Annotated in this window: 21 protein-coding genes and 1 pseudogene; 8 read left to right on the top strand and 14 right to left on the bottom strand. The window is 54.2% G+C overall.

Annotated elements, in window-relative coordinates:
• Window positions 1-11: 11 nt before the first annotated feature.
• Window positions 12-743, bottom strand: a complete 732-nt coding sequence (locus BZK41_RS17445) for a response regulator transcription factor (RefSeq protein WP_079938981.1) — start codon at window positions 741-743, stop codon at window positions 12-14.
• Window positions 744-1031: 288 nt separating this feature from the next.
• Here BZK41_RS17445 and fdhF point away from each other — a divergent pair, with 288 nt between their 5' ends.
• Together fdhF and yjcO are read left to right on the top strand one after the other, a co-directional pair.
• Window positions 1032-3179: a formate dehydrogenase subunit alpha gene (fdhF, locus tag BZK41_RS17440; RefSeq protein ID WP_079938980.1), complete on the top strand. Its 2148-nt coding sequence runs from the start codon at window positions 1032-1034 to the stop codon at window positions 3177-3179.
• Window positions 3180-3270: 91 nt separating this feature from the next.
• Complete coding sequence (gene yjcO / locus BZK41_RS17435) at window positions 3271-3954, top strand: Sel1 family TPR-like repeat protein YjcO (protein ID WP_079938979.1); 684 nt, start codon at window positions 3271-3273, stop codon at window positions 3952-3954.
• Between the two features lie 50 nt (window positions 3955-4004).
• Here the strand turns inward: yjcO and gltP are convergent, their stop codons facing one another.
• The 7 genes and pseudogenes from gltP to nrfA form a co-directional block, all read right to left on the bottom strand.
• Window positions 4005-5315, bottom strand: coding sequence for a glutamate/aspartate:proton symporter GltP (gene gltP, locus BZK41_RS17430; RefSeq protein ID WP_079938978.1), 1311 nt, complete (start codon window positions 5313-5315; stop codon window positions 4005-4007).
• Between the two features lie 344 nt (window positions 5316-5659).
• Complete coding sequence (gene nrfG / locus BZK41_RS17425) at window positions 5660-6271, bottom strand: heme lyase NrfEFG subunit NrfG (protein WP_079938977.1); 612 nt, start codon at window positions 6269-6271, stop codon at window positions 5660-5662.
• Window positions 6268-8497, bottom strand: a pseudogene (nrfF, locus tag BZK41_RS17415) (heme lyase NrfEFG subunit NrfF). The gene nrfG and the pseudogene nrfF overlap by 4 nt, the downstream one beginning before the upstream one ends.
• Window positions 8498-8505: 8 nt before the next feature.
• On the bottom strand, window positions 8506-9462 hold the full coding sequence (gene nrfD, locus BZK41_RS17410; protein ID WP_032942109.1) for a cytochrome c nitrite reductase subunit NrfD: 957 nt from the start codon (window positions 9460-9462) through the stop codon (window positions 8506-8508).
• On the bottom strand, window positions 9459-10130 hold the full coding sequence (gene nrfC / locus BZK41_RS17405; RefSeq protein ID WP_003031761.1) for a cytochrome c nitrite reductase Fe-S protein: 672 nt from the start codon (window positions 10128-10130) through the stop codon (window positions 9459-9461). Before nrfC ends, nrfD begins: the two co-directional genes overlap by 4 nt.
• Window positions 10127-10693, bottom strand: a complete 567-nt coding sequence (gene nrfB, locus BZK41_RS17400) for a cytochrome c nitrite reductase pentaheme subunit (RefSeq protein WP_043018095.1) — start codon at window positions 10691-10693, stop codon at window positions 10127-10129. Before nrfB ends, nrfC begins: the two co-directional genes overlap by 4 nt.
• 44 nt (window positions 10694-10737) lie before the next feature.
• Window positions 10738-12174, bottom strand: coding sequence for an ammonia-forming nitrite reductase cytochrome c552 subunit (nrfA, locus tag BZK41_RS17395; protein WP_048227482.1), 1437 nt, complete (start codon window positions 12172-12174; stop codon window positions 10738-10740).
• 434 nt (window positions 12175-12608) lie between these two features.
• On the opposite strand from nrfA, the gene acs reads away from it, so the two are divergent.
• The 3 genes from acs to actP all read left to right on the top strand — a co-directional run bounded on the left by acs (window position 12609) and on the right by actP (window position 16720).
• A complete protein-coding gene (gene acs, locus BZK41_RS17385; RefSeq protein ID WP_003826645.1) occupies window positions 12609-14567 on the top strand; it encodes an acetate--CoA ligase in 1959 nt (652 codons plus the stop codon).
• A 192-nt stretch (window positions 14568-14759) separates the two neighbouring features.
• On the top strand, window positions 14760-15074 hold the full coding sequence (locus BZK41_RS17380; RefSeq protein WP_006688274.1) for a DUF485 domain-containing protein: 315 nt from the start codon (window positions 14760-14762) through the stop codon (window positions 15072-15074).
• Window positions 15071-16720, top strand: a complete 1650-nt coding sequence (gene actP / locus BZK41_RS17375) for a cation/acetate symporter ActP (protein ID WP_003826641.1) — start codon at window positions 15071-15073, stop codon at window positions 16718-16720. The genes BZK41_RS17380 and actP overlap by 4 nt, the downstream gene beginning before the upstream one ends.
• A gap of 45 nt (window positions 16721-16765) precedes the next feature.
• On the opposite strand, the gene BZK41_RS17370 is transcribed toward actP, so the two are convergent.
• A complete protein-coding gene (locus BZK41_RS17370) occupies window positions 16766-17455 on the bottom strand; it encodes an LrgB family protein (RefSeq protein ID WP_003031745.1) in 690 nt (229 codons plus the stop codon).
• On the bottom strand, window positions 17448-17858 hold the full coding sequence (locus BZK41_RS17365) for a CidA/LrgA family protein (RefSeq protein WP_003031742.1): 411 nt from the start codon (window positions 17856-17858) through the stop codon (window positions 17448-17450). The genes BZK41_RS17370 and BZK41_RS17365 overlap by 8 nt, the downstream gene beginning before the upstream one ends.
• Window positions 17859-17959: 101 nt before the next feature.
• Between BZK41_RS17365 and BZK41_RS17360 the strand changes: the two genes are divergently transcribed.
• Complete coding sequence (locus BZK41_RS17360) at window positions 17960-18850, top strand: LysR family transcriptional regulator (protein WP_003826636.1); 891 nt, start codon at window positions 17960-17962, stop codon at window positions 18848-18850.
• A 59-nt stretch (window positions 18851-18909) separates the two neighbouring features.
• Here BZK41_RS17360 and BZK41_RS17355 read toward each other — a convergent pair whose 3' ends face one another.
• A complete protein-coding gene (locus BZK41_RS17355; RefSeq protein WP_079938974.1) occupies window positions 18910-19401 on the bottom strand; it encodes a hypothetical protein in 492 nt (163 codons plus the stop codon).
• Window positions 19402-19530: 129 nt separating this feature from the next.
• On the opposite strand from BZK41_RS17355, the gene BZK41_RS26980 reads away from it, so the two are divergent.
• Complete coding sequence (locus BZK41_RS26980) at window positions 19531-19914, top strand: hypothetical protein (RefSeq protein WP_139762617.1); 384 nt, start codon at window positions 19531-19533, stop codon at window positions 19912-19914.
• Window positions 19915-19960: 46 nt separating this feature from the next.
• On the opposite strand, the gene BZK41_RS17350 is transcribed toward BZK41_RS26980, so the two are convergent.
• From BZK41_RS17350 to soxR, 3 genes are all read right to left on the bottom strand, one after another.
• Window positions 19961-21607 carry a Na+/H+ antiporter gene (locus BZK41_RS17350; RefSeq protein WP_079938973.1) on the bottom strand — a complete coding sequence of 549 codons (1647 nt, stop codon included), beginning with the start codon at window positions 21605-21607 and terminating at the stop codon, window positions 19961-19963.
• Between the two features lie 157 nt (window positions 21608-21764).
• Complete coding sequence (ghxP, locus tag BZK41_RS17340; RefSeq protein ID WP_079938972.1) at window positions 21765-23114, bottom strand: guanine/hypoxanthine transporter GhxP; 1350 nt, start codon at window positions 23112-23114, stop codon at window positions 21765-21767.
• A gap of 608 nt (window positions 23115-23722) precedes the next feature.
• On the bottom strand, window positions 23723-24181 hold the full coding sequence (gene soxR, locus BZK41_RS17335) for a redox-sensitive transcriptional activator SoxR (RefSeq protein ID WP_003826630.1): 459 nt from the start codon (window positions 24179-24181) through the stop codon (window positions 23723-23725).
• An 86-nt stretch (window positions 24182-24267) separates the two neighbouring features.
• On the opposite strand from soxR, the gene soxS reads away from it, so the two are divergent.
• The gene (gene soxS, locus BZK41_RS17330; RefSeq protein WP_079938971.1) at window positions 24268-24591 is read left to right on the top strand and encodes a superoxide response transcriptional regulator SoxS; all 324 of its coding nucleotides are present in this window, start codon (window positions 24268-24270) and stop codon (window positions 24589-24591) included.

Raw genomic sequence — 24591 nt, 5'->3', positions numbered from 1 at the left:
GGATAAGGCGTTTACGCCGCCTTATCGTGATGCTGCACGTCGGCGGCAAACACATAACCCAGCCCGCGCAGGGTTTTGATCAACATTGGCTGGTGCGGGTTGTTCTCTATTTTTCGCCGCAATCGCATGATTAATACGTCAATAGTGCGGTCAAACACCTCAACGCTGTCGCTGCGTGTCAGCTCCAGCAGTTGTTCCCGGCTCAGCACCCGGCGGGCGTTTTGCGCCAGCGCCAACAGCAGGCTGTATTCCCCCTGCGTCAACTCCACCTTCAGTTGTTGGGGATTATGCAGCTGGCAACCAGAGGTATCGAGATGCCAGCCATTAAAAGAAAGCCCCGTGGTTTGCGGGCCGCCGCTTTCCGCCGTTAACACGCCGACGCGCCTGAGCACCGCCTTTACCCGCGCCACCAGCACCCGCGCATTGAATGGTTTACCGATATAGTCATCAGCGCCCATTTCCAGCCCGACAACCACATCCGACTCGCTGCCAAGCCCGGTCAGCATCACCACCGGTAATCCAGGTCTCAACTTTTGCACCTGTTGTAGCACCATCAGACCGTTAATATCGGGCAACATCATGTCCAGTAATACCAGAGCGATTTCCGGCTGAGTCGCAATGCAGCGCAGCGCCTCCTGCCCGGAGTGACAGGCGGTCACCGCAAAGACGTGTTCGCTCAGCACATCCTGTAAAAGCGTGCAGACAGCGATGTCATCATCCACAACCAGTATGGCTGGCTTCATTGTTTTTCCCCATTTCTGGCCAACTTAAATGAGTGTGATTGATTCTGCGCAGAGTGACAGCGATAAGGCACAAGGATGTGCGGGAAACATAACCTCGGTCACACTGCCGGGGCGTCACGTATTGGAGATTCGTCACGTCAAATATGACGACAGCCTGTTTTTCGTCAGGGTTTTGCGCAAAATTCGCCCGTAATATCGACTAATGCCCCTGATAAAAACATGGCATAAAAGATGCATAACAAAAGCGACAAGCGCGTATGCGCGATTTGATTAACTGGAGCGAGACCGATGAAAAAAGTCGTCACGGTTTGCCCATATTGCGCATCAGGTTGCAAAATCAACCTGGTGGTCGATAACGGCAAAATCGTCCGGGCTGAAGCGGCGCAGGGGAAAACCAACCAGGGTACCCTGTGTCTGAAGGGCTACTATGGCTGGGATTTTATCAATGATACCCAGATCCTGACCCCTCGTCTGAAAACCCCTATGATCCGTCGCCAGCGTGGCGGCAAACTGGAATCCGTTTCCTGGGATGAAGCGCTTGATTACGTCGCCAGTCGTCTGAGCGCCATCAAAGCGAAGTATGGCCCGGACGCTATTCAGACGACCGGTTCATCTCGCGGTACGGGTAACGAAACCAACTATGTAATGCAAAAATTCGCGCGCGCCGTTATTGGTACCAATAACGTTGACTGCTGCGCTCGCGTCTGACACGGCCCATCGGTTGCAGGTCTGCACCAATCGGTCGGTAACGGCGCAATGAGTAATGCTATCAATGAAATTGATAACACAGATTTAGTGTTCATCTTCGGGTACAACCCGGCGGATTCCCACCCGATCGTGGCGAATCACGTGATTAATGCTAAACGTAACGGGGCGAAAATCATCGTCTGCGATCCGCGCAAAATTGAAACTGCGCGTATTGCCGACATGCACATCGCGTTGAAAAACGGCTCGAACATCGCGCTGCTCAACGCTATGGGTCATGTCATCATCGAAGAAAAACTGTACGACCAGGCGTTCGTTGCCTCCCGTACGGAAGGATTCGAAGAGTACAGCAAGATCGTCGAAGGCTACACGCCGGAGTCCGTCGAAGATATCACTGGCGTTAGCGCGCAGGATATCCGTCAGGCTGCGCGTATGTATGCCTCAGCGAAAAGCGCGGCCATCCTGTGGGGCATGGGTGTTACCCAGTTCTATCAGGGCGTGGAAACCGTGCGTTCACTGACCAGCCTCGCAATGCTGACCGGCAACCTCGGTAAGCCGAGCGTGGGCGTTAACCCGGTTCGCGGGCAGAACAACGTTCAGGGCGCATGTGACATGGGCGCGCTGCCGGATACTTATCCGGGCTATCAGTATGTGAAAGATCCGGCTAACCGCGAGAAGTTCGCTAAAGCCTGGGGCGTGGAAAGTCTGCCTGCTCATACCGGCTATCGCATCAGCGAACTGCCGCACCGTGCAGCGCATGGCGAAGTACGCGCGGTGTACATCATGGGTGAAGATCCATTACAGACCGATGCTGAACTCTCCGCAGTACGCAAAGGCTTTGAGGATCTGGAACTGGTCATCGTGCAGGATATCTTCATGACCAAAACTGCCGCTGCCGCAGACGTTATTTTACCGTCTACGTCATGGGGTGAGCATGAAGGCGTATTCTCCGCGGCTGACCGTGGCTTCCAGCGCTTCTTTAAAGCCGTTGAGCCGAAGTGGGATCTGAAAACGGACTGGCAGATTATCAGTGAAATCGCCACCCGTATGGGCTACCCGATGCACTACAACAACACCCAGGAAATCTGGGACGAGTTGCGTCATCTGTGCCCGGATTTCTACGGTGCCACTTACGAGAAAATGGGCGAACTGGGTTATATCCAGTGGCCTTGCCGCGACACCTCAGAAGCCGACCAGGGTACGTCTTATCTCTTCAAAGAGAAGTTTGATACCCCGAACGGCCTGGCGCAGTTCTTCACCTGCGACTGGGTAGCGCCAATCGACAAACTCACTGAGGAGTACCCGATGGTACTGTCTACAGTGCGTGAAGTCGGCCACTACTCTTGCCGTTCGATGACCGGTAACTGTGCGGCGCTGGCCGCGCTGGCGGATGAACCGGGCTATGCCCAGATCAACACCGCCGACGCAGAACGCCTGGGCATCCAGGATGAAGAGCTGGTGTGGGTGAACTCGCGTAAAGGCCGGGTCATTACCCGTGCGGCAGTCAGCGATCGTCCAAACAAAGGCGCGATTTACATGACCTACCAGTGGTGGATTGGCGCATGTAATGAACTGGTAACCGAGAACTTAAGCCCGATTACCAAAACGCCGGAGTACAAGTACTGTGCTGTAAACGTTGAACGCATTGCCGATCAGCGCGCTGCCGAGCAGTATGTCATTGATGAGTACACCAAGCTGAAAGCCAGCCTGCGCGAAAGCGCGATGGGTTAAGCTTCCCCTGACGGCCTCCATTCGGAGGCCGTTTTTTTATGCATATAATCTCTCTATACTGTTCATTCCCTACACTAAATCTAAATATAAGATGAAACGACTTTTCGCCTTGATGGTGTTAATGACATGCTTTGTCCATGCCGAAGAGCCCGGTAGTCAGTTTTTAAAAGCCGCCGAGTCCGGAGACCGACGCGCACAATATTTCCTCGCTGATACCTGGTTTAGCTCAGGCGATTTGGGTAAAGCGGAATATTGGGCGCAAAAAGCCGCCGACAATGGTGATGCCGATGCTTACGCATTGCTGGCACAGATTAAGATTACCAATCCGGTCAGTCTGGATTACCCCGAGGCCAAAACGCTGGCGGAAAAAGCGACCCAGGCAGGCAGTAAGACCGGGGAAATTACGCTGGCGCGTATTCTGGTCAACACTCAGGCTGGACACACCGATTACCCCAAAGCCATTACCTTGCTGCAAAACGCCTCCGAGAACCTGGAAAACGACTCCGCCGTCGACGCGCAAATGCTGCTTGGGCTGATTTACGCCAACGGCGTGGGTATTCCCGCAGACGATGAGAAAGCGACGTGGTATTTCAAACGTAGCTCAGCCATTTCCCGCACCGGTTATTCCGAATACTGGGCCGGGATGATGTTCTTAAACGGTGAGCAGGGTTTTATCGTGAAGAATAAACAGAAGGCACTGCACTGGCTGAATCTGAGCTGTACGGAAGGATTCGATACCGGCTGCGAAGAGTTTGATAAGTTAACCAACGGATAATGGTTTGCATTGCCGGATGAACGTAGCGCCATCCGGCAATCGGTCATTGATTACTGCGCGGTCTTATCAAATTTACCCAATACTTCGCGCTCATAGGCCAGCGCTTTTTTGCGGTCAAATTTGTGTTCCCACTTGGCGATAACCAGCACCGCCAGCGCGTTACCCACCACGTTCAGCGCAGTACGCGCCATGTCGAGGATACGGTCAACACCGGCAATAAACGCCAGGCCTTCCAGCGGGATCCCCACGCTGCCCAGCGTTGCCAGCAGCACCACGAATGATACGCCCGGCACGCCAGCAATCCCTTTCGAGGTCACCATCAGCGTCAACACCAGCACGATTTCCTGCCACAGCGACAGGTCGATACCGTACAGCTGCGCGATAAAGATAGCGGCAATACTCTGGTACAGCGTTGAACCATCAAGGTTGAATGAGTAACCGGTCGGCACCACAAAGCTGGTGATTGAAGCCGGTGCGCCATAGGCTTCCATCTTCTCGATAATACGCGGCAGTACGCTCTCGGAGCTGGCGGTCGAGTAAGCCAGAATCAGCTCGTCTTTCAGAATGCGGATCAGGATCCAGATGCTCAAACCACAGATACGCGCGACAATCCCCAGCACCACCAGCGCGAAGAACAGGATGGCAAAGTGCACCAACAGCACCAGCTTCGCCAGCGGCCACAGGGAGGCAAAACCGAAGTTCGCAACGGTAACGGCAATCAGCGCGAAAACACCGACTGGCGCGTAGCGCATAACCATGTGGGTCACTTTAAACATGGTTTCGGAAATAGAGCGGAACACGGTAACCAGCGGCTCGCGGTGAGTGGCTGGCAGGGAAGACAAACCTAAACCGAACAACACCGAGAAGAAGATAATCGGCAGCATATCGCCTTTTGCCATCGAGGCGACGATATTGGTCGGCACCAGTGACAAAATGGTGCCCATCAGACCATGCGCGTGGCTTTGTACTTCTGCAGTCGTGCTTTGATATTTCGAAATATCCACGGTCGCCAGTTGCGACATATCAATCCCGGAACCCGGCTGGAACACATTCGCCAGCGTGATCCCAAGGATAATCGCCACGGTGGTGATCACTTCGAAATAGAGAATAGTTTTGGCGCCAATGCGGCCCAGCTGTTTTGCATCACCAACTCCGGCGATACCGACAACAAGCGTAGAGATGACAATGGGCACAACGATCATTTTGATCAGATGGATAAAGATATCGCCCGCCGGTGACAGCAGGTTTACAACCAGCCATTCACGGCTGTCACTATGGTAATGCAGGTAACTCCCTAGCAGAATACCCAGCACCATGGCGATTAGAATCTGCCATGCCAGGCTGACTTTCAAATTTTTCATAACAACGGACTTCCTCGATGGAGCGCTATTCCACATGCGGTGTGTGGGAATAGTACATACTGAAAGGGTATGATTTGTGTTGCGTTCGTTTATGGAGTTTTTTAACGCTTATTATCATTATCATCTGCATGGCATTCCGCGCAACCCTCTAAGAACAGGGCTTTTGGCTGAATTTATGCATAAAAATGCAATTTTGTCGCGATAATGATGAATAACTTTTTGTTATAAAAGAATTTTAATATGTTCAAAAATGAAGAAGTCATGACGTGAGTTTTTTTTGCCCACTTGTTCGTTTGCCTGTTTTTTAAACAGGCAAAATGATACAAATCACAAAAAAAACAAATTTATTTTTGCCGATTCTGCAACAACTTCGCCATATTAATAGAGTCAATGAGCTGTGCCCGGTTCACTCTCGGCGAGTTTAAATCCATAACCTTTTGCCACACTGAAATAGCCTGGGCGTAGTCTGCCTGCATAAACGCATCTGAGGCTAACAGCATCAGCGCGGTGACTTCTGCCGGGTCCAGCGCCAGAGCCTTATCAATCATCTCGCGAGTGGGCGGCGTCATATGTTGCCCGGCCTGGTAATACAATACCGTTGCCATCGCTGAATAGATCTCAGCATTTTCACCGCCGACACGCAGCGCCTGCTCGTAGGCCAGCAGCGCATTATGATACGCGTTTTGCCAAAGATAGTACTCCCCGAGTTGCGCCCATTTCACGCTGTCCTGTGGATTGGCGCGAATCTGCGATTGCAGCAAAAGCAACTGTTTTTCCTGAATATTTTCATCAGAGAAAGCATGTAAAGGGTCCGCCAGTCGCGTCTGCTCCTGACGAACCGCCTGCCATTTTGGCGTCAACAGGTAGCCTCCAATGCAGGCCACAACCATCAGCACCGCCGCAGCAGTCAGTCGCTTCACAGGCATTGGGCGTAACGGCGGTTCGCACTGGCTCATTGTTCACCTTCCTCCGTATGCTGACGTCTTCTCACTCGCCAGACCACCACACCAACCAGCAATAACAACAGGCACGGCAACGCCCACAGCAGCAACGTTTGCTCATTCAACGGCGGATTGTAGCGCACGAAATCACCATAACGCTCGGTCATCCACGTCGTTATCTCGGCTTCGCTTTTCCCTTCTGCCACCATGCTATAAACCTGATGGCGCATACTGACCGCTACCGGCGCATTGGATTCAAGCAAGTTTTGGTTTTGACACTGTGGACAGCGCAGTTGGCTGGCAATAGACAACGCTTGTTCCTGCTGTTGCGGGTTGGCAAACGTCCATGTGTCCACAACCTGGGCATGTGTAGCGAAAGTGATGAAAAACAGGACGAGCGTTAAGAGTAAAAACTTTTTGCCGGATGGCGCTGCGCTTATCTGGCCTATGGTTCGCGCCCCCTGTAGGCCGTATAAGGCGTTTACGCCGCCATCCGGCAACGTTGTAATTAATTTACGCATCGCGCTTTCTCCCTCGCCATCCGCTCAGCAGCGCGCCAAAGACCATTAACAGTCCCCCACCCCAAATCCAGCGCACGCCGGTCTGCACGTACAAGCGCATGGCATAACGGTCTGGTCCGGTTTTTTCGCCGATTACCGCGTACCAGTCATGCATCAGGTTCCAGCGGATACCCGGTTCCATCATCTGTTGACGACGCGCGGCATAGAAGCGCCTTTCAGGTTGCAGGCTGCCAATACGTTTCTCATTGTGCCACAGCGTGATCTGCGCTTTTTCACTGGTGTAGTTACCTTTGGCTTCCAGGTCGAGACGCTCAAAACGGAAAATGTAACCCGCCAGTTCAACCTGCTGCCCAGGGCTCAGGTTCAGGCTTATCTCCTGACGGCTACCGCTGGAAAAGACGATCCCCGCCGCAAAGACCAGCACCCCGGCATGTGCCAACAGTGCCGGAAGCTGGATGCGGAAAGACACTTTACGGCTTCTGACCGTTGCCAGCACGATAACCAGCAGCATCAGCAGGCCAAAAGGCAGCGTAGCGCGGTTAAAGTACGGTGCGCCCACGGAGAGCCGTCCCCAGCCGAACAGCCCGTAAATCATCGGGTAGAGCGTGCCAATCAACACAATCAGCAGCACCGCACTAAAAAGCAGCAGCGCAACCAGAATCAGCATCTCGCGTGACCAACCGCCAAAACGCGCATTCTGCCGGACTTGCTGGCCCCGCCAGGCGTATAGCCCGAGTGACGCCAGACTCAACACGGTAAACAGCGCAAACAGCGGCGCGGCGCGGACGTTATCCAGCGCAAAAGCGTGTACCGAAACGAGTATGCCGGAACGCACAATCAGCGTCCCCAGCAGCGATAAAATCAGCGTGACGATCGCCAGCAGCAGCGACCAGTGGCGGAAGATTCCGCGCTGGCGCGTGATATACAGGCTATGCAGCAACGCGCTGGCGGAAAGCCAGGGTAATAAGGAGGCATTTTCAACCGGGTCCCAGAACCACCAGCCGCCCCAGCCCAGCTCGCAATAGGCCCACCAGGAGCCGAGGATAATCCCCAGCGTCAGCGCGCACCAGCCGGGCAGCGCCCAGCGCCAGCACACCCAGGCACCTTGCGCATTAAAGTCACCGCGCAGCAGCGAGGCCAGCGCCACGCCTGCCGCCACCATCAAACCACCGTAACCCAGATACAGTAGCGGTGGATGGAGGATTAACCCGAGATGTTGCAGCATCGGGTTAAGGTCGCGCCCTTCAATGGCTGGCGGGAAGATACGCGCGAACGGATCGGACCATACCACCACAAACAGCAGCAGCAGGGCCGTTATCATTGAAAGGACGCTGAGCGTCAGCGGAAACAGCGCGTCGGTATCACGCCGATAGCGAAGAGCAAACAGCGCGCTCCAGCCGGAAAGAAACAGCACCCACAGCAGCAGCGATCCTTCATGACCGCCCCACACCGCCGCCAGTTTTAATCCCCACGGCAGCAGGCTATAGCTGTGTTGAGCAACGTAGACCACCGAAAAATCGCTGGTCAAAAAGCAGAATACCAGAATGACAAAAGCCAGCAGCAGCAGGGCAAATTGCGCCCACACACCCACGCTTGCCAGGCGCATCACCCCTTGCCAGCGCTGGCGGACACCCACCAACACGGCAAGCGGGGTCAACACGTTGACCCCGAGGCTTAATAACAGCGCCAGAAAACCGGCTTCAGGAAGGAGAACGTCCAGATATCACCTTACGCAACGGTTAGCTGACCCGCATAGAGTATAAAAAAGCGCAGCAGCAGTACGCCGGTCAGGCTGGCGCCGCAGACTGCCAGCACGCCATGAAACGTCGAACTGCGGTTGGCCCAGGGTTTTAGCAGCATCGGTAGTATCAGCCCAAGCCCAGCCACGCCAAGCCAGAACCACCAGGTCCAGAAACCGCCGCCCAGTGCCGCCGCCAGCGCGCGCATTTTGCCGTCATCGCCCAGCGCCAGACCGACGAAGAACGCCGCCAGCAGGAAGATCTCCAGCCACACCACCGGGACTTCCATGCGATGCACAAAGTGCGCTTCGGTGCTGTGCGGGTTGCTACGATGGCGTAACGCCATGGCGATCAGCGCCACCGCTGCCCCGGAGGAGATCCCGGAGAACAGGAACAGCACCGGCAGGATCGGGTTATTCAGGAACGGGTAGGATTTCAGCGCCGACAGCAGGAAGCCGGTGTACGCCCCGAGCAGGACCGCCAGCACCAGCATTAACGTCTCAAGCGCACGATGGAACGGCGCGATCAGCGTTAGCACTTTCTGCACGATACCTAACCGCGGCAGCCAGCGCTGTTGCAGAGCAATCACCTCTTTTTCAAAGATTTTTGCCAGCCACAGCACCAGCACCACCATGTACAACTGGAACAGCATGACCCCCATCGACATCACCGAAGTGAAGCTGTAGTGGAACATCAGTTTCCAGAAAGTCCATGGACGCGTCAGGTGGAACACCAGAATTAACAGACCGAGGATAATTGCCCCTGGCCCTAACACCAGCGTAGTGCGCAGCAGCGTGCTGTCCGAACCGCCCGCCTCCGGATGGAAACGACGCAGCAGAATTGCCAGCGTAACCAGTCCTGCTGAGATGCCAATCAGGAACAGATAGATGGCAATGGGCCAGTCCCACACCAGGGATTCAAAATGAAATGCAGAAGCGGATGTCATTGGCTCACCTCCCCAAATTTAAAGGGAACGCGGTAGACCTTCGGTTTTGTACCCAACGCCAGCTTGTAACGGTAGGTCGTTTTCTGCTGCAACAAACGGGAGATATCGCTGTTAGGATCGTCCAGATTACCAAACGTCAGCGCCTTCGTCGGGCATGACTCAACGCAGGCGGGCTGTTTACCCGCTTTCAGGTTGGTTTTCCGGCAGAAATCGCATTTATCCGCCGTTTTGCTCACCGGATGGATAAAGCGCACGCGATAAGGACACGCGGCGATGCAGTACTGGCAGCCAACGCAAAGGTCCGGGTTCACATCCACAATGCCGCTGGCGGCATCGCGATACGATGCCCCCGTCGGGCAGACGTCGACGCAGGGAGCGTGGTCGCAGTGCTGGCACGAGTGACGGAAGAAGCGATACTTCACATCAGGAAACGTTCCTTGCGGCTCACTGCGAATAATCGTCAGACGCGATACGCCTTCCGGCACGTTGTTGACTTCGCGACAAGCATCCATGCAGGCCGTACAGCCGATGCATAATGACTCATCATGTACCATACCGTAACGCACGCCGTTGATGTTCAGCGTCTTCGCCACAACGCGCCCCGCCGTCCCGCTCACTGCCACCAGCGCGCCGACGCCGGTGATAAACTGGCGACGAGAGCAACTCATGGATGCTCCTTAAGCAACGGTACCGACGCCGGGTTAAAGTTCGGATTGTTACGCTGATCGCTGTGGCAATCGACGCAAATCTTGATCCGTCCTTTATCGCTCAGCGTCTGCATCGTGTCTTGCTTCGGATGCAGTGAGTGACAGCTGGCACACGCCACTTTGGTTACGTGGACATCGTGCGGCCAGAACGCTTTTTGCAGCTGCTCAGGCAGATGACAGGACATACAGACGCTGTTCTGCTGCTCCACGTTGTACATCGGCTCATTAAAGCGCATCACATCTTTCACCCCTTCACGGTGGTTAGGTGACGGCTGGCCGTGACAGTTGGTGCAGGTGACCGGCAGTTTGTTATTCGGGTTGATGACTTCCGCATGCTTACCATGCATGCCTTCGGTATCCGGCTTGTGACAGTCCAGACAGGCGGCATCCGGATTACGCTGTTGGGTAACCGTCCAGCGTTGATCCGACTCCTGCGGCGTTGGCGTGGCAGTGATTCCACTCAGGCTCCATAACAAGCCTGACGCCAGCACCCCAGCAGTTAATAACGAACGTAATACGCTCATATTCACTCCGTTGAGTTATCCGCCCCTTGCGGGGCGGAATGGGGTTATTGGCTTAACAGACCGTTTTTACGTGCCTGTTCTTCCCACTGCGGAATCACCGTTTTGATGAAGTCCTGCTTCTCAGCATTGATTTGCTGCATGTTCAGACCAATCGCCGCCTGGGCTTTCTCTTTGGTCGAGATATCCGGCAACGGAATTTCATGCGTGATGCCTTTGGTCGCCAGCAGACGGACCAGTTTGGTACGCGCGTCGGCGGCTTTATCCATTGCGCTACCCAGCATCCGCAGACCTTCTTCCGGGGCGTGCATATGAATACCGTGTGAGGCGATAGACAGGTCCCAGCGCCATTGTGCGTGACGGATATCTTCCAGAATCGGCTTCATTTCCGCTTCAGTCGCGCCAGCATCCCATGCGGCTTTCGCTTCGAAGTGCGCATGAACCAGCTGATCTTCAACCTTGATTTTCAGGTCATGAATGGCCTGTTTACGCTCGGCGACCACTTTTTGCAGGGACGCTTTGTCCTGGGTGTGGCAGTTCGCGCAGGTCTGAGGGAAGTTATCGAACGGGTTACCAATCTTATGGTCGGTGTAGATCTTGCCTTCCGCGTTTTGCACTTTCGGCATGTGGCAGTCGATACAGGTCACGTTGTTCTTGCCGTGAATGCCCGCACTCCAGGTTTCATACTCCGGGTGCTGCGCTTTCAGCATCGGCGTTTTAGACAGGGAGTTGGTCCAGTCAGAGAAAGCAATGTTGTCGTAGTATTTCTCCATGTTCTCGACTTTCATGCCGTCGTCCCACGGGAACTTAACGGCTTTGTTTTTACCGTCGAAGTAGTATTCCACGTGGCACTGGCCACAGACCATGGATTGCTGGTCAAAGCGACCGGCTTTCTCAAACGGTTTACCGATGGCTTCCATCGCGCGTTCTGCATAAGGACGCGACAGGGTCAGTTCTGGCTTGCCTTTGGCGAAGTCTGGTGACGCGGTATTATGACAATCCGCACAACCGAGGTTGTTAACAATTTCCGGACCGCCGCGCGCCCATTTACCGTGGAAGTAGCCATCTTCACCATCTTTCTGGATAAGACGCGCTACGTCCGGGCTTTTACAGCTCCAGCAGGCCATCGGCAACGGACCATCTTCTGCCGTTTTTGGTGCGCCTGTGCGTAAGGTTTCACGGACATCGGTCACGGCATACGCGTGTCCCCGCGGTTTGTTGTAATCGCGCGAGAATGGGTATCCCGCCCACAGGATCACCAGACGCGGATCTTCTGCCAGCGCATCTTCACGGGCTGATTGCTCAGACGTGGCTTTCCAGGAGAGATATTGATCGGGATGCTGAGGCGCGAAGGTTTCATTCTTCGCTTCAACGGTGACGGTTTTTGCAGGTACAGAAGTTTGTTCAGCGTGAACAGCAGAAATAAATAATAAAGGTAATAACAGGCTGAAGAAACGGCGTACGCGTGATTTTATCCTTGCCATAGGGGTCTCATCCAGATGACGCCATTATCTGCAATGGCGGTTCTTTTATTGTTTTCCACAACAGCAACCACACGAATACTGTCATGACATTGCTCCACCCTATTTGTAACAAGAAACCACACTGAAAATGTTGTTTTTAATCAATTGTAAGTGTATGTAAAATACCACTTTAGAGTTATAACACCCCTCTAACCTCTCACTCTTTGGTCTAATTCAGAGACAGATCACCTTTTCAACAATCCTTTAGATAACTGCATGTTATCGCGAGATTTAATCAATTTTTGCTAGTTCCCTTCAAAATTCAGTTTGTCGCTAATTTGCACAATTCGTTTATTGCGTGATCTGCCGCGCAAATACTAAACAAAACTCTCAAAGCCCCTACATTTAACGTTTATGAGACATATTATTAACATCCTACAAGGAGAACAAAAGCCATGAGCCAAATACATAAACACGCTATTCCCGCAAACATTGCGGATCGTTGCCTGATAAATCCGGAGCAGTACGCAGAGAAATACCAGCAATCCGTTAACGAACCCGACACATTTTGGGGCGAGCAGGGAAAGATTCTTGATTGGATCAAGCCGTACAGCCAGGTGAAGAACACCTCCTTCGCACCAGGCAACGTGTCTATTAAATGGTACGAAGACGGCACCCTGAACCTGGCCGCAAACTGCCTTGACCGTCACCTGCAGGCAAATGGCGATCGTACCGCCATCATCTGGGAAGGCGATGACGCTACCCAAAGCAAAAACATTACCTATCGCGAGTTGCATCGCGATGTCTGCCGTTTCGCCAATACGCTACTGGATTTAGGCATTAAAAAAGGTGACGTAGTGGCCATTTATATGCCGATGGTGCCAGAAGCTGCGGTTGCCATGCTGGCCTGTGCCCGCATTGGGGCAGTGCATTCTGTCATCTTCGGCGGTTTCTCACCGGAAGCCGTCGCCGGACGTATTATCGACTCCAATTCACGCCTGGTGATCACCGCCGACGAAGGCGTACGCGCCGGGCGCGCTATCCCACTGAAAAAGAACGTGGATGATGCGCTGAAAAACCCAAACGTGAAAACCGTTGAACATGTGGTCGTCCTCAAACGTACCGGAGGTAAAACGGAGTGGCAGGAAGGCCGTGACCTGTGGTGGTCCGATCTTATCGAGAAGGCCAGCTCAGAACACCAACCGGAAGAGATGAACGCGGAAGATCCACTGTTTATCCTGTATACCTCCGGTTCAACCGGCAAGCCGAAAGGTGTGTTGCACACTACCGGCGGGTATCTGGTCTACGCCGCAACCACCTTTAAGTACGTGTTTGATTACCATCAGGGCGATATCTATTGGTGTACCGCTGACGTGGGTTGGGTAACCGGACACAGCTACCTGCTGTACGGTCCGCTGGCCTGCGGCGCAACCACGCTGATGTTCGAAGGCGTGCCAAACTGGCCTACCCCGGCGCGTATGTCGCAGGTTGTGGACAAGCACCAGGTCAATATTCTGTATACCGCACCGACCGCCATTCGCGCACTGATGGCAGAAGGCGACAAAGCGATTGAAGGTACTGACCGTTCGTCGCTGCGTATCCTGGGTTCCGTTGGCGAGCCGATCAACCCGGAAGCGTGGGAGTGGTACTGGAAGAAGATCGGCAACGAAAAATGCCCGGTCGTCGATACCTGGTGGCAGACCGAAACCGGGGGATTCATGATCACCCCACTGCCGGGCGCTACCGAGCTGAAAGCCGGTTCTGCAACCCGTCCGTTCTTTGGCGTACAACCTGCGATTGTCGATAACGAAGGTAATCCGCTGGAAGGCGCGACCGAAGGCAACCTGGTGATTACCGACTCATGGCCAGGCCAGGCGAGAACCCTGTTTGGCGATCATGAACGCTTTGAGCAAACCTACTTCTCTACCTTCAAGAATATGTACTTCAGCGGTGACGGCGCGCGCCGTGACGAAGATGGCTATTACTGGATCACCGGACGTGTGGACGATGTGCTGAACGTCTCCGGCCACCGTCTGGGAACGGCTGAAATCGAATCAGCGCTGGTATCGCATCCGAAGATTGCTGAAGCCGCAGTGGTCGGTATCCCGCATAACATTAAAGGTCAGGCGATCTACGCCTACGTCACGCTGAATCACGGCGAAGAGCCGTCACCTGAGTTGTACGCCGAGGTTCGCAACTGGGTGCGTAAAGAAATTGGCCCGCTGGCAACGCCAGACGTGCTGCACTGGACCGACTCACTGCCGAAAACCCGCTCCGGCAAAATCATGCGCCGTATCCTGCGTAAAATCGCGGCGGGCGATACCAGCAATCTGGGCGATACCTCGACCCTCGCCGATCCTGGCGTCGTTGAGAAACTGCTCGAAGAGAAGCAGGCCATCGCGATGCCATCATAACAAAGTCCTGAAAATGCCGGATGGCGACGCGAAAGCATCTTATCCGGCCTACAAATCTGACCCTACCCTCTCTTCACCGGGAGGGAAATATAAAAAAACCTCCCCCAAAGGATTTCGCGTTGCAGGACTGCGACAGCAGCCAGGTCATGCCTGCTGCGCGAAAGACGAAGGGGACCTCTGGAGAGCTCTGTGATGAATGACAATATTTATCAGCGGATAGAAGACAGTGCGCGTTTCAGGGAGTTAGTCGAAAAACGGCAACGGTTTGCCACCATTCTTTCCATCATCATGCTGGCAGTTTATATCAGCTTTATTTTATTGATTGCCTTTGCGCCGGGCTGGCTGGGTACTCCGCTACACGCGGGAACCAGCGTCACCCGCGGTATTCCGATTGGGGTCGGTGTGATCCTCATCTCCTTCATCCTGACCGGGATCTACATCTGGCGGGCAAACGGTGAATTCGATCGCCTGAACAATGCGGTTCTGCACGAGGTTAAAGCATCATGAAGAGAGTCCTGACGGCGCTTGCCGCCACGCTGCCCTTCGCCGCAAACGCGGCGGATGCTATTAGCGGTGCAGTCCAGCGCCAGCCAACCAACTGGCAGGCGATTATCATGTTCCTGATTTTCGTCATTTTTACGCTCGGTATTACCTACTGGGCGTCTAAGCGCGTGCGTTCGCGTAATGACTACTACACCGCCGGCGGTAACATCACCGGTTTCCAGAACGGGCTGGCGATTGCGGGCGACTATATGTCTGCGGCATCGTTCCTCGGGATTTCCGCGCTGGTGTTTACCTCAGGTTATGACGGGCTGATCTATTCACTCGGCTTCCTGGTTGGCTGGCCAATTATCCTGTTTCTGATTGCTGAGCGTCTACGTAACCTCGGTCGTTACACCTTTGCAGACGTTGCGTCTTATCGTCTGAAGCAAGGGCCAATCCGTATTCTGTCGGCCTGTGGATCTCTGGTGGTGGTCGCACTGTATCTGATCGCCCAGATGGTCGGCGCAGGTAAACTGATTGAGCTGCTGTTTGGTCTGAACTATCACATCGCTGTCGTACTGGTTGGCGTGCTGATGATGATGTACGTGCTGTTCGGCGGCATGCTGGCAACCACCTGGGTACAGATTATCAAAGCTGTATTGCTGCTGTTCGGCGCCAGCTTTATGGCCTTTATGGTGATGAAGCACGTCGGCTTTAGCTTCAATAATCTGTTTACCGAAGCAATGGCGGTACACCCGAAAGGTTCTGCCATTATGAGCCCGGGCGGGTTGGTAAAAGACCCAATATCCGCGCTGTCGTTAGGTCTCGGCCTGATGTTTGGTACGGCAGGCTTGCCGCACATCCTGATGCGCTTCTTCACGGTTAGCGATGCTCGTGAAGCGCGTAAGAGCGTGTTCTATGCCACCGGTTTTATGGGTTATTTCTACATCCTGACCTTTATCATCGGCTTTGGCGCGATCATGCTGGTAGGGGCTAATCCGGCGTACAAAGATGCTGCTGGCGCGCTGATTGGCGGTAACAACATGGCGGCGGTTCACCTGGCAAATGCGGTGGGCGGTAACCTGTTCCTCGGCTTCATCTCGGCAGTGGCCTTTGCCACCATCCTGGCGGTGGTTGCCGGCCTGACGCTGGCGGGTGCATCGGCGGTTTCTCATGACCTGTATGCCAACGTGTTCCGTAAAGGCGCAACTGAACGTGAAGAGCTGCGAGTATCGAAGATCACCGTACTGGTGTTAGGTGTGATCGCTATTCTGCTCGGCGTGCTGTTTGAGAACCAGAACATCGCCTTCATGGTGGGCCTGGCGTTTGCTATCGCGGCCAGCTGTAACTTCCCTATCATTCTGCTCTCCATGTACTGGTCAAAACTGACCACGCGTGGCGCAATGCTGGGTGGTTGGTTAGGCCTGCTGACGGCAGTGGTGCTGATGGTTCTTGGCCCAACGATTTGGGTCCAGATCCTCGGTCACGAAAAAGCCATTTTCCCGTATGAGTACCCGGCGCTGTTCTCCATCAGCGTAGCATTCCTCGGGATCTGGTTCTTCTCTGCCACCGACAACTCAGAAGAAGGCAACCGCGAACGCGAGCAGTTCCGTGCTCAGTTCATCCGTTCCCAGACCGGGTACGGCGTAGAACAAGGTCGCGCGCACTAACTTCCCTTCTCCTCCGGCTTTCGGGCCGGAGGATTATATCCTTTCTCAGAACATCAGCCTCGCCACCAGCGGTGCCACCAGCACCATCACCACGCCGGAAAGCATCATCACCAGGCTGGCAACGACCCCCTCTTGCTGACCGAGTTCATAAGAGCGAGCCGTGCCTGCGCCGTGCGATGCTGCGCCAAATCCTGCGCCTTTCGCCATCCCTTCACGAATAGAAAGCCGTAAAAACAGCACATCGCCGACCGCCATACCAAATACGCCTGTCACCACCACGAATAATGCCACCAGGTCCGGCTGCCCGCCCAATGGCTCTGCCGCCGCCAGCGCAAACGGCGTGGTGACGGAGCGCACCGCCAGACTGCGTTGGATCTCATCAGGCAACATAAACAGGCGCGCCAGCCACACGGAACTGGTGACGGCTACCAGCGTTGCCGTTACCACGCCCGCCGTCAGCGACATCCAGTGACGCTTAATCACGGCAAGGTTGTCATACACCGGAACGGCAAAGGCGATGGTCGCCGGGCCTAACAGCCACAGCAACCAGTGCGATTCACCAATATAGTTTTGCCAGGAGATATGGCCGAAGACCAGCATCAGCACCAGCAGGGCCGGGGTGAGAACTAATGGCATCAGGGGTAATTTACGAAAACGGCGATACAGGCGCTTATTGGCAAAGTAGATACCCAGCGTAATCACCAGACACAACACGCTTAGCTGGAAATTACTCACGGTTTAGCCTGCTCATTTCATAGCGATACACTTTATCCACCACCCACGCCGTTGCGCCGAGCACCATCAGCGTACTGATCGCAATGACGGCAAATATACGCCAGCCATCAACCAGCAACAGCTGCGTGTAGTTCACAACGGCGACCACCGCCGGGACAAAAAACAGCAGCATTTCAGCCAGTAACCAGCGAGCACCTGCGCGAATCCAGTTCAACGGGATAACCCGGCAGACAATTAACGCCAGCATCAGCACCATCCCAACCAGATTGGCAGGAAGCGGCAGATGCAGCCAGGAGACAAGATATTGAGCAAATACAAAGAGACCTGCGTACAACAGAACCTGAACGGGGATCTGGAGTCGGTGAATAACGGCAGGCGTCACGCGGCTTATCGCCACAGCCATGAGGGTATGTCCTTAAAAAATAGAGAGCGCCAGTATAGAGAGCCCCCGTCGAGGACTGAAATGAATTAAACTCATTGCAGGCATAGTCTTAAGGAATAATCATGGATATCAGAACGCTGCGATATTTTGTTGAGGTGGTTCGTCAGCAGAGCTTTACCCGCGCAGCGGAGAAGCTTTTTGTCACCCAGCCCACCATCAGCAAGATGTTGAAGAACCTTGAAGACGAGCTTAACTGCACGCTGTTAATCCGTGACGGTCGGCGACTGCTGTTAACCGACACCGGGCAGGTCGTTTTCGAACGCGGCCTGGCGATCCTTGCCGAGTTTCGCCAGCTTGAAGCAGAACTCAGTGATATTAATCACCTCAACAAGGGCGTGCTGCGCCTGGGAATCCCGCCCATGGTGGGGATGTTGATGGCCGGGCCGATCGGCCTGTTTCGCCAGCGCTATCCCGGCGTTGAGCTGAAGGTCTCTGAATTTGGCGGCTTAACCGTTCAGCAAGCGGTGATGAACGGTGACCTGGATGTTGCAATGACCGCGCTGCCGGTTGAAGAAGAGAGCGGTCTGGCGACCTTACCGCTTTTTAGCCATCCACTCTGCGTACTGGTCCCCCGATCCGGTCAGTGGACAACATGCGAATCCATTCCCCCCGAGGCGCTGGCGGAACATCCGCTGCTTATCTACAACGAAGATTTCGCGTTGAGCCGCCAATTGCTTGAGCTGTTTAGCCAACACAACGTCAAGCCCCGCATCGCGGTGCGCAGCGGGCAGTGGGATTTTCTGGCGGCAATGGTACAAGCCGGAGTCGGGATTGCCATTTTACCGGAACCGATTTGCCAGCGGCTGGATAAGCAAACGTTGCGCTGGATCCCTCTGGAGAGTGATTTACGCTGGCAGTTGGGCATGATTTGGCGCGAAGGCGTGTATCTGTCGCACAGCGCCCAGGCGTGGCTCAAGTGCTGTGAAGGGTTTTGGCTACCGCAAGCGTCGTAAAATGCCGGATGCGGCCTACATCGGTATGCCGGTCTTGTAGGCCTGATAAGCGTAGCGCATCAGGCACGTTCACCCGCATTAAAATCCATTATTTCACCTGCCCAATTTTGCGGGTACAAACCATGCCTCACATCACGATGAAATGTTGAAAAAGGCCATGTCTGTACCTGCTTTACCCACCCGTGCTTCACCGGGTTTATGTAAATATAATCAACATGCTGGCGATAATCATGTTCATCACGGATGGTGTGCTCCCAAAAACGAGATTGCCAGATATGTCGCGCAGACATCGAGTGGGTGAAATGCTTCTTAATTTCCCGCCAGCGAGAGGAATAATCCGCATCATTGCCAGGTAACGTCCATATGCAATGCATATGCTCGGGTAAAACGACCCACGCATTGATGCGAAAAGGCCTAATCTTTTTGACCGCAGCGATTGCACACCGAAGCGCGTAAATGTTGGCAGTCAGAAGGTGGCTTCGACGGTCCTGCAAATTTACCGTAAAAAACCAAGTTCCCCCATTGATGTAATTTCGTCGATAGTTGGACATGTTCCCCCCTTTCCTCAACCGTATGGAGAAAAGAGGGGATCGACAAGAGGGATGGATTCGTTCAGGAAAGTCGCTCGCAAATTACACGATGAATAATTTCTTGCCGCCATTTGGCACACCCTTCGCCGGATGCGGACAGCGCCTTATCCGGCCTACATCGCTATTGCCGGTCTTGTAGGCCTGATAAGCGTAGCGCATCAGGCACACCCTTCGCCGGATGCGGCTAACGCCTTATCCGGCCTACATCGATATGCTGGTCTTGTAGGCCTGATAAGCGTAGTACATCAGGCACACCCTTCGCCGGATGCGGCCAGCGCCTTATCCGGCCTACATCGATATGCTGGTCTTGTAGGCCTGATAAGCGTAGTGCATCAGGCACACCCTTCGCCGGATGCGGCTAACGCCTTATCCGGCCTACATCGGTATGCTGGCCTTGTAGGCCTGATAAGCGTAGCGCATCAGGCACACCCCTCGCCGGATGCGGCTAACGCCTTATCCGGCCTACATCGGTAGGCCGGTCTTGTGGGCCTGATAAGCGTAGCGCATCAGGCACTACCGTTTACTGATTCTCAATCAACAGCGCTTCCAGCAAATCCAGGTCGTGCAGTAGTTTTTGCAGCGTTTCATTGCTGATTTCACGTGTGGCTCGCAGGTGATAAAGCTCCGCGCGTTCTGAACGCAGCGCTGCCAGGCGGAAACGTCGTTCGAGGTTTTCTTCCTGCATCGAGCTTTCCACATCGTTGCGTCCGTCGGCGCGTCGACGCAAGTTACCAATCACGCGTGAACTCACCTCGGTGAGCAACTGGTTGTCGATGTTCTCTTCGCTGTCCGCAGCCAGACGCTCTTCCATTTTCTGGATGGCGACAATCGCCACTTCCGCCGTGGCGGCACGGGCAATTCGTTCCTCTTTCTGCTGCTGCGAGTGGTCAGCCACTTCCAGATGTTGTAGCAGAATCGGCAGCATCACCACGCCAACAAACAGCGAAAACAGAATCACACCAGCGGCAAGGAAGATCAGCTCATATCGCGCGGGGAAGCCGCTACCGTCCGGTAACAACAGCGGAATGGAGAGCACACCGGCGAGGGTAATTGCCCCACGCACGCCTGCAAAAGAGGCGATCAGGATTTCACGCGTCGTCCAGGATCCAAACTCCATCGGCTTTTTCTTCAGGAAGCGCAGACTGAACTTCTTCATGGTCCACAGCCAGCCAAAACGTACCAACATCAGCGCCACGTAAATCAGCACGATATCGGTAAACAGCATCCAGATTTCAACGTTCGGGTCGACCTCTGCCGCCGCCAAAGAAGACTCCAGAATCCCCGGCAGTTGCAGCCCTAACAGCAAGAAGACCATGCCGTTAAACACAAACTCCAGCATTGCCCAGGTACTGTTAGCACGTAAGCGCATCGCCAGCGGCGCGCGGCGCATCACCCCGGAACGGGTGATCGTCATCCCGGCAGCGACTGCCGCGAGGATACCGGAAACGCCGATGTGTTCCGCAATCAGGTAAGACGCAAATGGCAGCAGGAACAGCAGGACGATTTGCGTTGCCGGCTCATCGCCACCCCAGCGGCTGAGGAAGCGCAGGGAGCGCCCGTACAGCCAACTGACGACAAAACCGGCCAGGATGCCGCCAATCGCTACCTTGAAGAACTCAAGCGTTGCGCCACCAACGGTGAATACCATCGTCCCCATCGCCACAGCGACGGCAAACTTCAGAGAGACCAGACCGGAGGCGTCGTTCATCAACGCTTCGCCCTGCAGGATGCCCATGATTTTCTTCGGTATGCGTCCCTCTCCCACAATGCCGGAAAGGGCAACGGCATCGGTTGGCGATAGCACAGCGGCCAACGCAAAGGCTGGGATGAGAGGGATCCCCGGTACCAGCCAGTAAATCATAAATCCAATGCCGACCACCGTGACCAGAACCAGCGCCAGCGCAAGGCCGAAGATCTCTCGCCCGTGTTCGAGAAACTCACGCGTTGGCGTCTTCCAGCCATCGGCAAACAGCAATGGCGGGATGAACAGGACCAGAAACAGCTCAGGATCGAATTCCACATGCAAACCAAACGTCGGCCACGCCAGCAAGGCGCCGATGGCGATCTGCATAAGGGGTAAAGGAAGTTGGAAGGGCAATACGCGAGTAAATACCCCCGACAGCGAGACCACAAGGGTCATGATGAGTATGGTGAAAAAGATTTCCATGCGTTCCCTGTTTGCGATGTTTCTTATGATTGCTAATGAGAGGCGTCGTGCCTCAATTCTATCTAATTGAGAGTAACGCAAAAGACAACGAGTGTGTTCTGAAAATGAAAACGGGCGGCCAAAGCCACCCGTTTTTAGGATCATCAGGAAAGCAGAATCAGATAGCCCAACCGCCAGCGTAGAAGGCCACCAGCGCGATGGCGATCACCACAGTGCCGATGTTCAGTTTGCGCCATTCGCCAGAGACGATGCGTCCAATTACCAGGGTAGCAAAACCAATCATGATGCCGGTAACGATGTTACAGGTCAGCACGATAAATACGGCCGTAACCAGTCCCGCCATCGCGTCGACAAAGTCAGCAAAGTCGATTTTCGCAACGTTGCTCAGCATCAACAGACCCACATACATCAGCGCAGGCGCCGTTGCGTACACAGGAACAAGATAAGAGAGCGGAGAGAGGAACAGAATCAGCAGGAACAACACGCCAACGGTGATCGCTGTCAGGCCAGTTTTACCACCTGCCGCCGTACCCGCTGCAGATTCAATGTAAACCGCCGCCGGAGCTGCACCCACCAGACCAGAGAACACGCTGCTCAGGGAGTCAGTGGTCAGCGCTTTACCACCGTCGATAATCTGTCCGTCTTTATCCAGTAGATTCGCCTGTCCGGCTACCGCGCGGATGGTTCCGGTTGCATCGAACACAGCGGTCATCACCAGCGCCAGCACGCTCGGCAGGACGATCGGATTCAGTGCACCCATGATATCCAGGCTGCCGATCAGCGAGTTGCCGTTTTCGTCACTCAGAGACGGCATGGCAAAAATGCCGGAGAAATGCACGGCCGGGTCAAAAATCAGGCCAATCACGGAAATACCGATAATGGTCAGCAGGATGCCGCCCGGTACTTTCAGTTTTTCGAGGCCAAGAATCACCGCCAGACCAACCAGCGACATAATCACTGGGAAGGTATCGAAGTCGCCCAGCGCAACCGGCAGACCGTCCAGCGGGTTCTTAATCACCAGACCAACACCGTTTGCCGCAATCAGCAGCAGGAACAGGCCGATACCAATCCCCGTACCGTGCGCAACGCCCTGCGGCAAATTGCGCAGGATCCAGCTACGGATACCGGTCGCGGAAATGATGGTAAACAGGACACCCATCAGGAACACCGCACCCAGCGCAACGGGCACGCTAATATGTTGGCCCAGCACCAGGCTGAATGCGGTAAATGCGGTCAGAGAAATGGCGCAGCCAATTGCCAGCGGCAGGTTTGCCCACAGGCCCATCACAATAGAACCGACGCCCGCGACCAGACAAGTCGCCACAAATACAGCTGCTGGCGGGAAACCGGCTTTACCCAGCATCCCCGGAACCACGATAACGGAGTAGACCATAGCCAGGAAGGTCGTTAATCCGGCAACGACTTCCTGACGAACGGTACTGCCGCGAAGCGAAATTTTAAACCAGGCGTCAAGTGAACCGCCGGTACGCGCTGAAGGCGTAGACATAGAAAACATCCCCTGAGAGTTTATTTTTTCGTCATTATGCGTGCTGGACAATCCACTGCCTGCTAAACGTTTTCTCCATGTGCCAGGTTTGCGTCAATAGGGGTGTCGCAAAAAAGCAAACGTTTAGCTCCGCGCATAAAAAACGGGTGGTAAAAAAAAGCAAACGATTATCCAGCGATCATACGCAGCTTTTCAACTGAACTTTGCCGCTTTTTACTCATTTCTTCTTATAACGCACAATTAATAACCAGTCGATGCGCAAACGTTATCGTCAATGCGCAATCTGGCAACAAATTTCGCGGAGTTATTACAACATCAGAGTGTCTATTTCGCGCAACTCGCGCAAGAAAACAGGTGAAGATGCGGAAAATTTTTTGGCTAAAAAATCACCATTTCACTGGCAAATAGAGAGAGGTGGCTTACACTTACATTATCAACACAGACCGGAACCTCCCCTAATGTGCTCGACTGAGGGGTGTTGATGTCGGGGGAAACCCTCCCGTGAACCAGCGGGATAGAGTGAAAGACAAAGACCGGAACCAAACTAAAGCGCCCTCTGTGGCGCTTTAGTTTTATACTCGTCATATCCGTCATATATTTTAAGCCAATTAATCATCTTCCAGCAGGCGCGCTCCGGTCCCCTGCTCGCCAAGCTGATCGCCCGGGTTACGCAACGGGCAATCGCTGCGCGATAAACAACCGCAACCAATACACCCATCCAGCTCATCGCGTAGCGCCACCAAAGTATGAATACGTCGGTCCAGTTCTTCACGCCATTGCGAAGAGAGTTGCTTCCACTCTTTGGCACTAAGCGAATGCCCCTCAGGTAATACGCCTAACGCGTCACCGATCGTGGCCAGTGGGATCCCGATGCGTTGAGCAATCTTGATTATCGCGACGTAACGCAACACATCACGTTTGTATCGGCGCTGATTGCCGCTGTTGCGCATACTACTGATTAACCCTTTGCTTTCATAGAAATGCAGGGTTGATACCGCCACGCCGCTACGCTTAGCGACTTCACCAGGCGTAAGCAGCGCTTTTATCCGGGGTAATTTCTTTTCCATAAATCGCTTTACCTCAAGTTAACTTGAGGAATTATACTCGCCCACAGACAAAACGACGAATCGAATACTGAGAAAGAGGCAGCCCTATGTCCCATCAGCAGATTATTCAGACCCTTATTGAATGGATTGATGAACATATCGATCAACCGCTGAACATTGAGGCGGTGGCGAGAAAATCAGGTTACTCGAAGTGGTATTTACAAAGAATGTTCCGCACGGTGACGCGCCAGACTTTGGGTGACTACATCCGCCAGCGTCGACTTTTGCTGGCCGCCGTTGAACTGCGGACAACTGAGCGACCTATTTTTGATATCGCGATGGATCTTGGCTATGTGTCGCAACAAACCTTCTCGCGCGTGTTTCGCCGCGAGTTTGATCGTACTCCCAGCGACTACCGCCATCGTCTGTAG

Origin of the sequence: Citrobacter sp. A316 (assembly GCF_002042945.1) — a bacterium.
GTDB classification, from domain to species: Bacteria; Pseudomonadota; Gammaproteobacteria; order Enterobacterales; family Enterobacteriaceae; genus Citrobacter; species Citrobacter portucalensis.
This window is presented reverse-complemented; position numbering and strand designations above follow the sequence as displayed.

Bases quoted from the DNA above. Each gene is read 5' to 3' on its own strand.
- BZK41_RS17445 (WP_079938981.1), bottom strand. From the start codon at position 743: ATGAAGCCAGCCATACTGGTTGTGGATGATGACATCGCTGTCTGCACG.
- yjcO (WP_079938979.1), top strand. From the start codon at position 3,271: ATGAAACGACTTTTCGCCTTGATGGTGTTAATGACATGCTTTGTCCAT.
- gltP (WP_079938978.1), bottom strand. From the start codon at position 5,315: ATGAAAAATTTGAAAGTCAGCCTGGCATGGCAGATTCTAATCGCCATG.
- nrfG (WP_079938977.1), bottom strand. From the start codon at position 6,271: ATGAGCCAGTGCGAACCGCCGTTACGCCCAATGCCTGTGAAGCGACTG.
- nrfD (WP_032942109.1), bottom strand. From the start codon at position 9,462: ATGACATCCGCTTCTGCATTTCATTTTGAATCCCTGGTGTGGGACTGG.
- nrfC (WP_003031761.1), bottom strand. From the start codon at position 10,130: ATGAGTTGCTCTCGTCGCCAGTTTATCACCGGCGTCGGCGCGCTGGTG.
- nrfB (WP_043018095.1), bottom strand. From the start codon at position 10,693: ATGAGCGTATTACGTTCGTTATTAACTGCTGGGGTGCTGGCGTCAGGC.
- nrfA (WP_048227482.1), bottom strand. From the start codon at position 12,174: ATGGCAAGGATAAAATCACGCGTACGCCGTTTCTTCAGCCTGTTATTA.
- acs (WP_003826645.1), top strand. From the start codon at position 12,609: ATGAGCCAAATACATAAACACGCTATTCCCGCAAACATTGCGGATCGT.
- BZK41_RS17380 (WP_006688274.1), top strand. From the start codon at position 14,760: ATGAATGACAATATTTATCAGCGGATAGAAGACAGTGCGCGTTTCAGG.
- actP (WP_003826641.1), top strand. From the start codon at position 15,071: ATGAAGAGAGTCCTGACGGCGCTTGCCGCCACGCTGCCCTTCGCCGCA.
- BZK41_RS17365 (WP_003031742.1), bottom strand. From the start codon at position 17,858: ATGGCTGTGGCGATAAGCCGCGTGACGCCTGCCGTTATTCACCGACTC.
- BZK41_RS17360 (WP_003826636.1), top strand. From the start codon at position 17,960: ATGGATATCAGAACGCTGCGATATTTTGTTGAGGTGGTTCGTCAGCAG.
- BZK41_RS17355 (WP_079938974.1), bottom strand. From the start codon at position 19,401: ATGTCCAACTATCGACGAAATTACATCAATGGGGGAACTTGGTTTTTT.
- BZK41_RS26980 (WP_139762617.1), top strand. From the start codon at position 19,531: ATGCGGACAGCGCCTTATCCGGCCTACATCGCTATTGCCGGTCTTGTA.
- BZK41_RS17350 (WP_079938973.1), bottom strand. From the start codon at position 21,607: ATGGAAATCTTTTTCACCATACTCATCATGACCCTTGTGGTCTCGCTG.
- ghxP (WP_079938972.1), bottom strand. From the start codon at position 23,114: ATGTCTACGCCTTCAGCGCGTACCGGCGGTTCACTTGACGCCTGGTTT.
- soxR (WP_003826630.1), bottom strand. From the start codon at position 24,181: ATGGAAAAGAAATTACCCCGGATAAAAGCGCTGCTTACGCCTGGTGAA.
- soxS (WP_079938971.1), top strand. From the start codon at position 24,268: ATGTCCCATCAGCAGATTATTCAGACCCTTATTGAATGGATTGATGAA.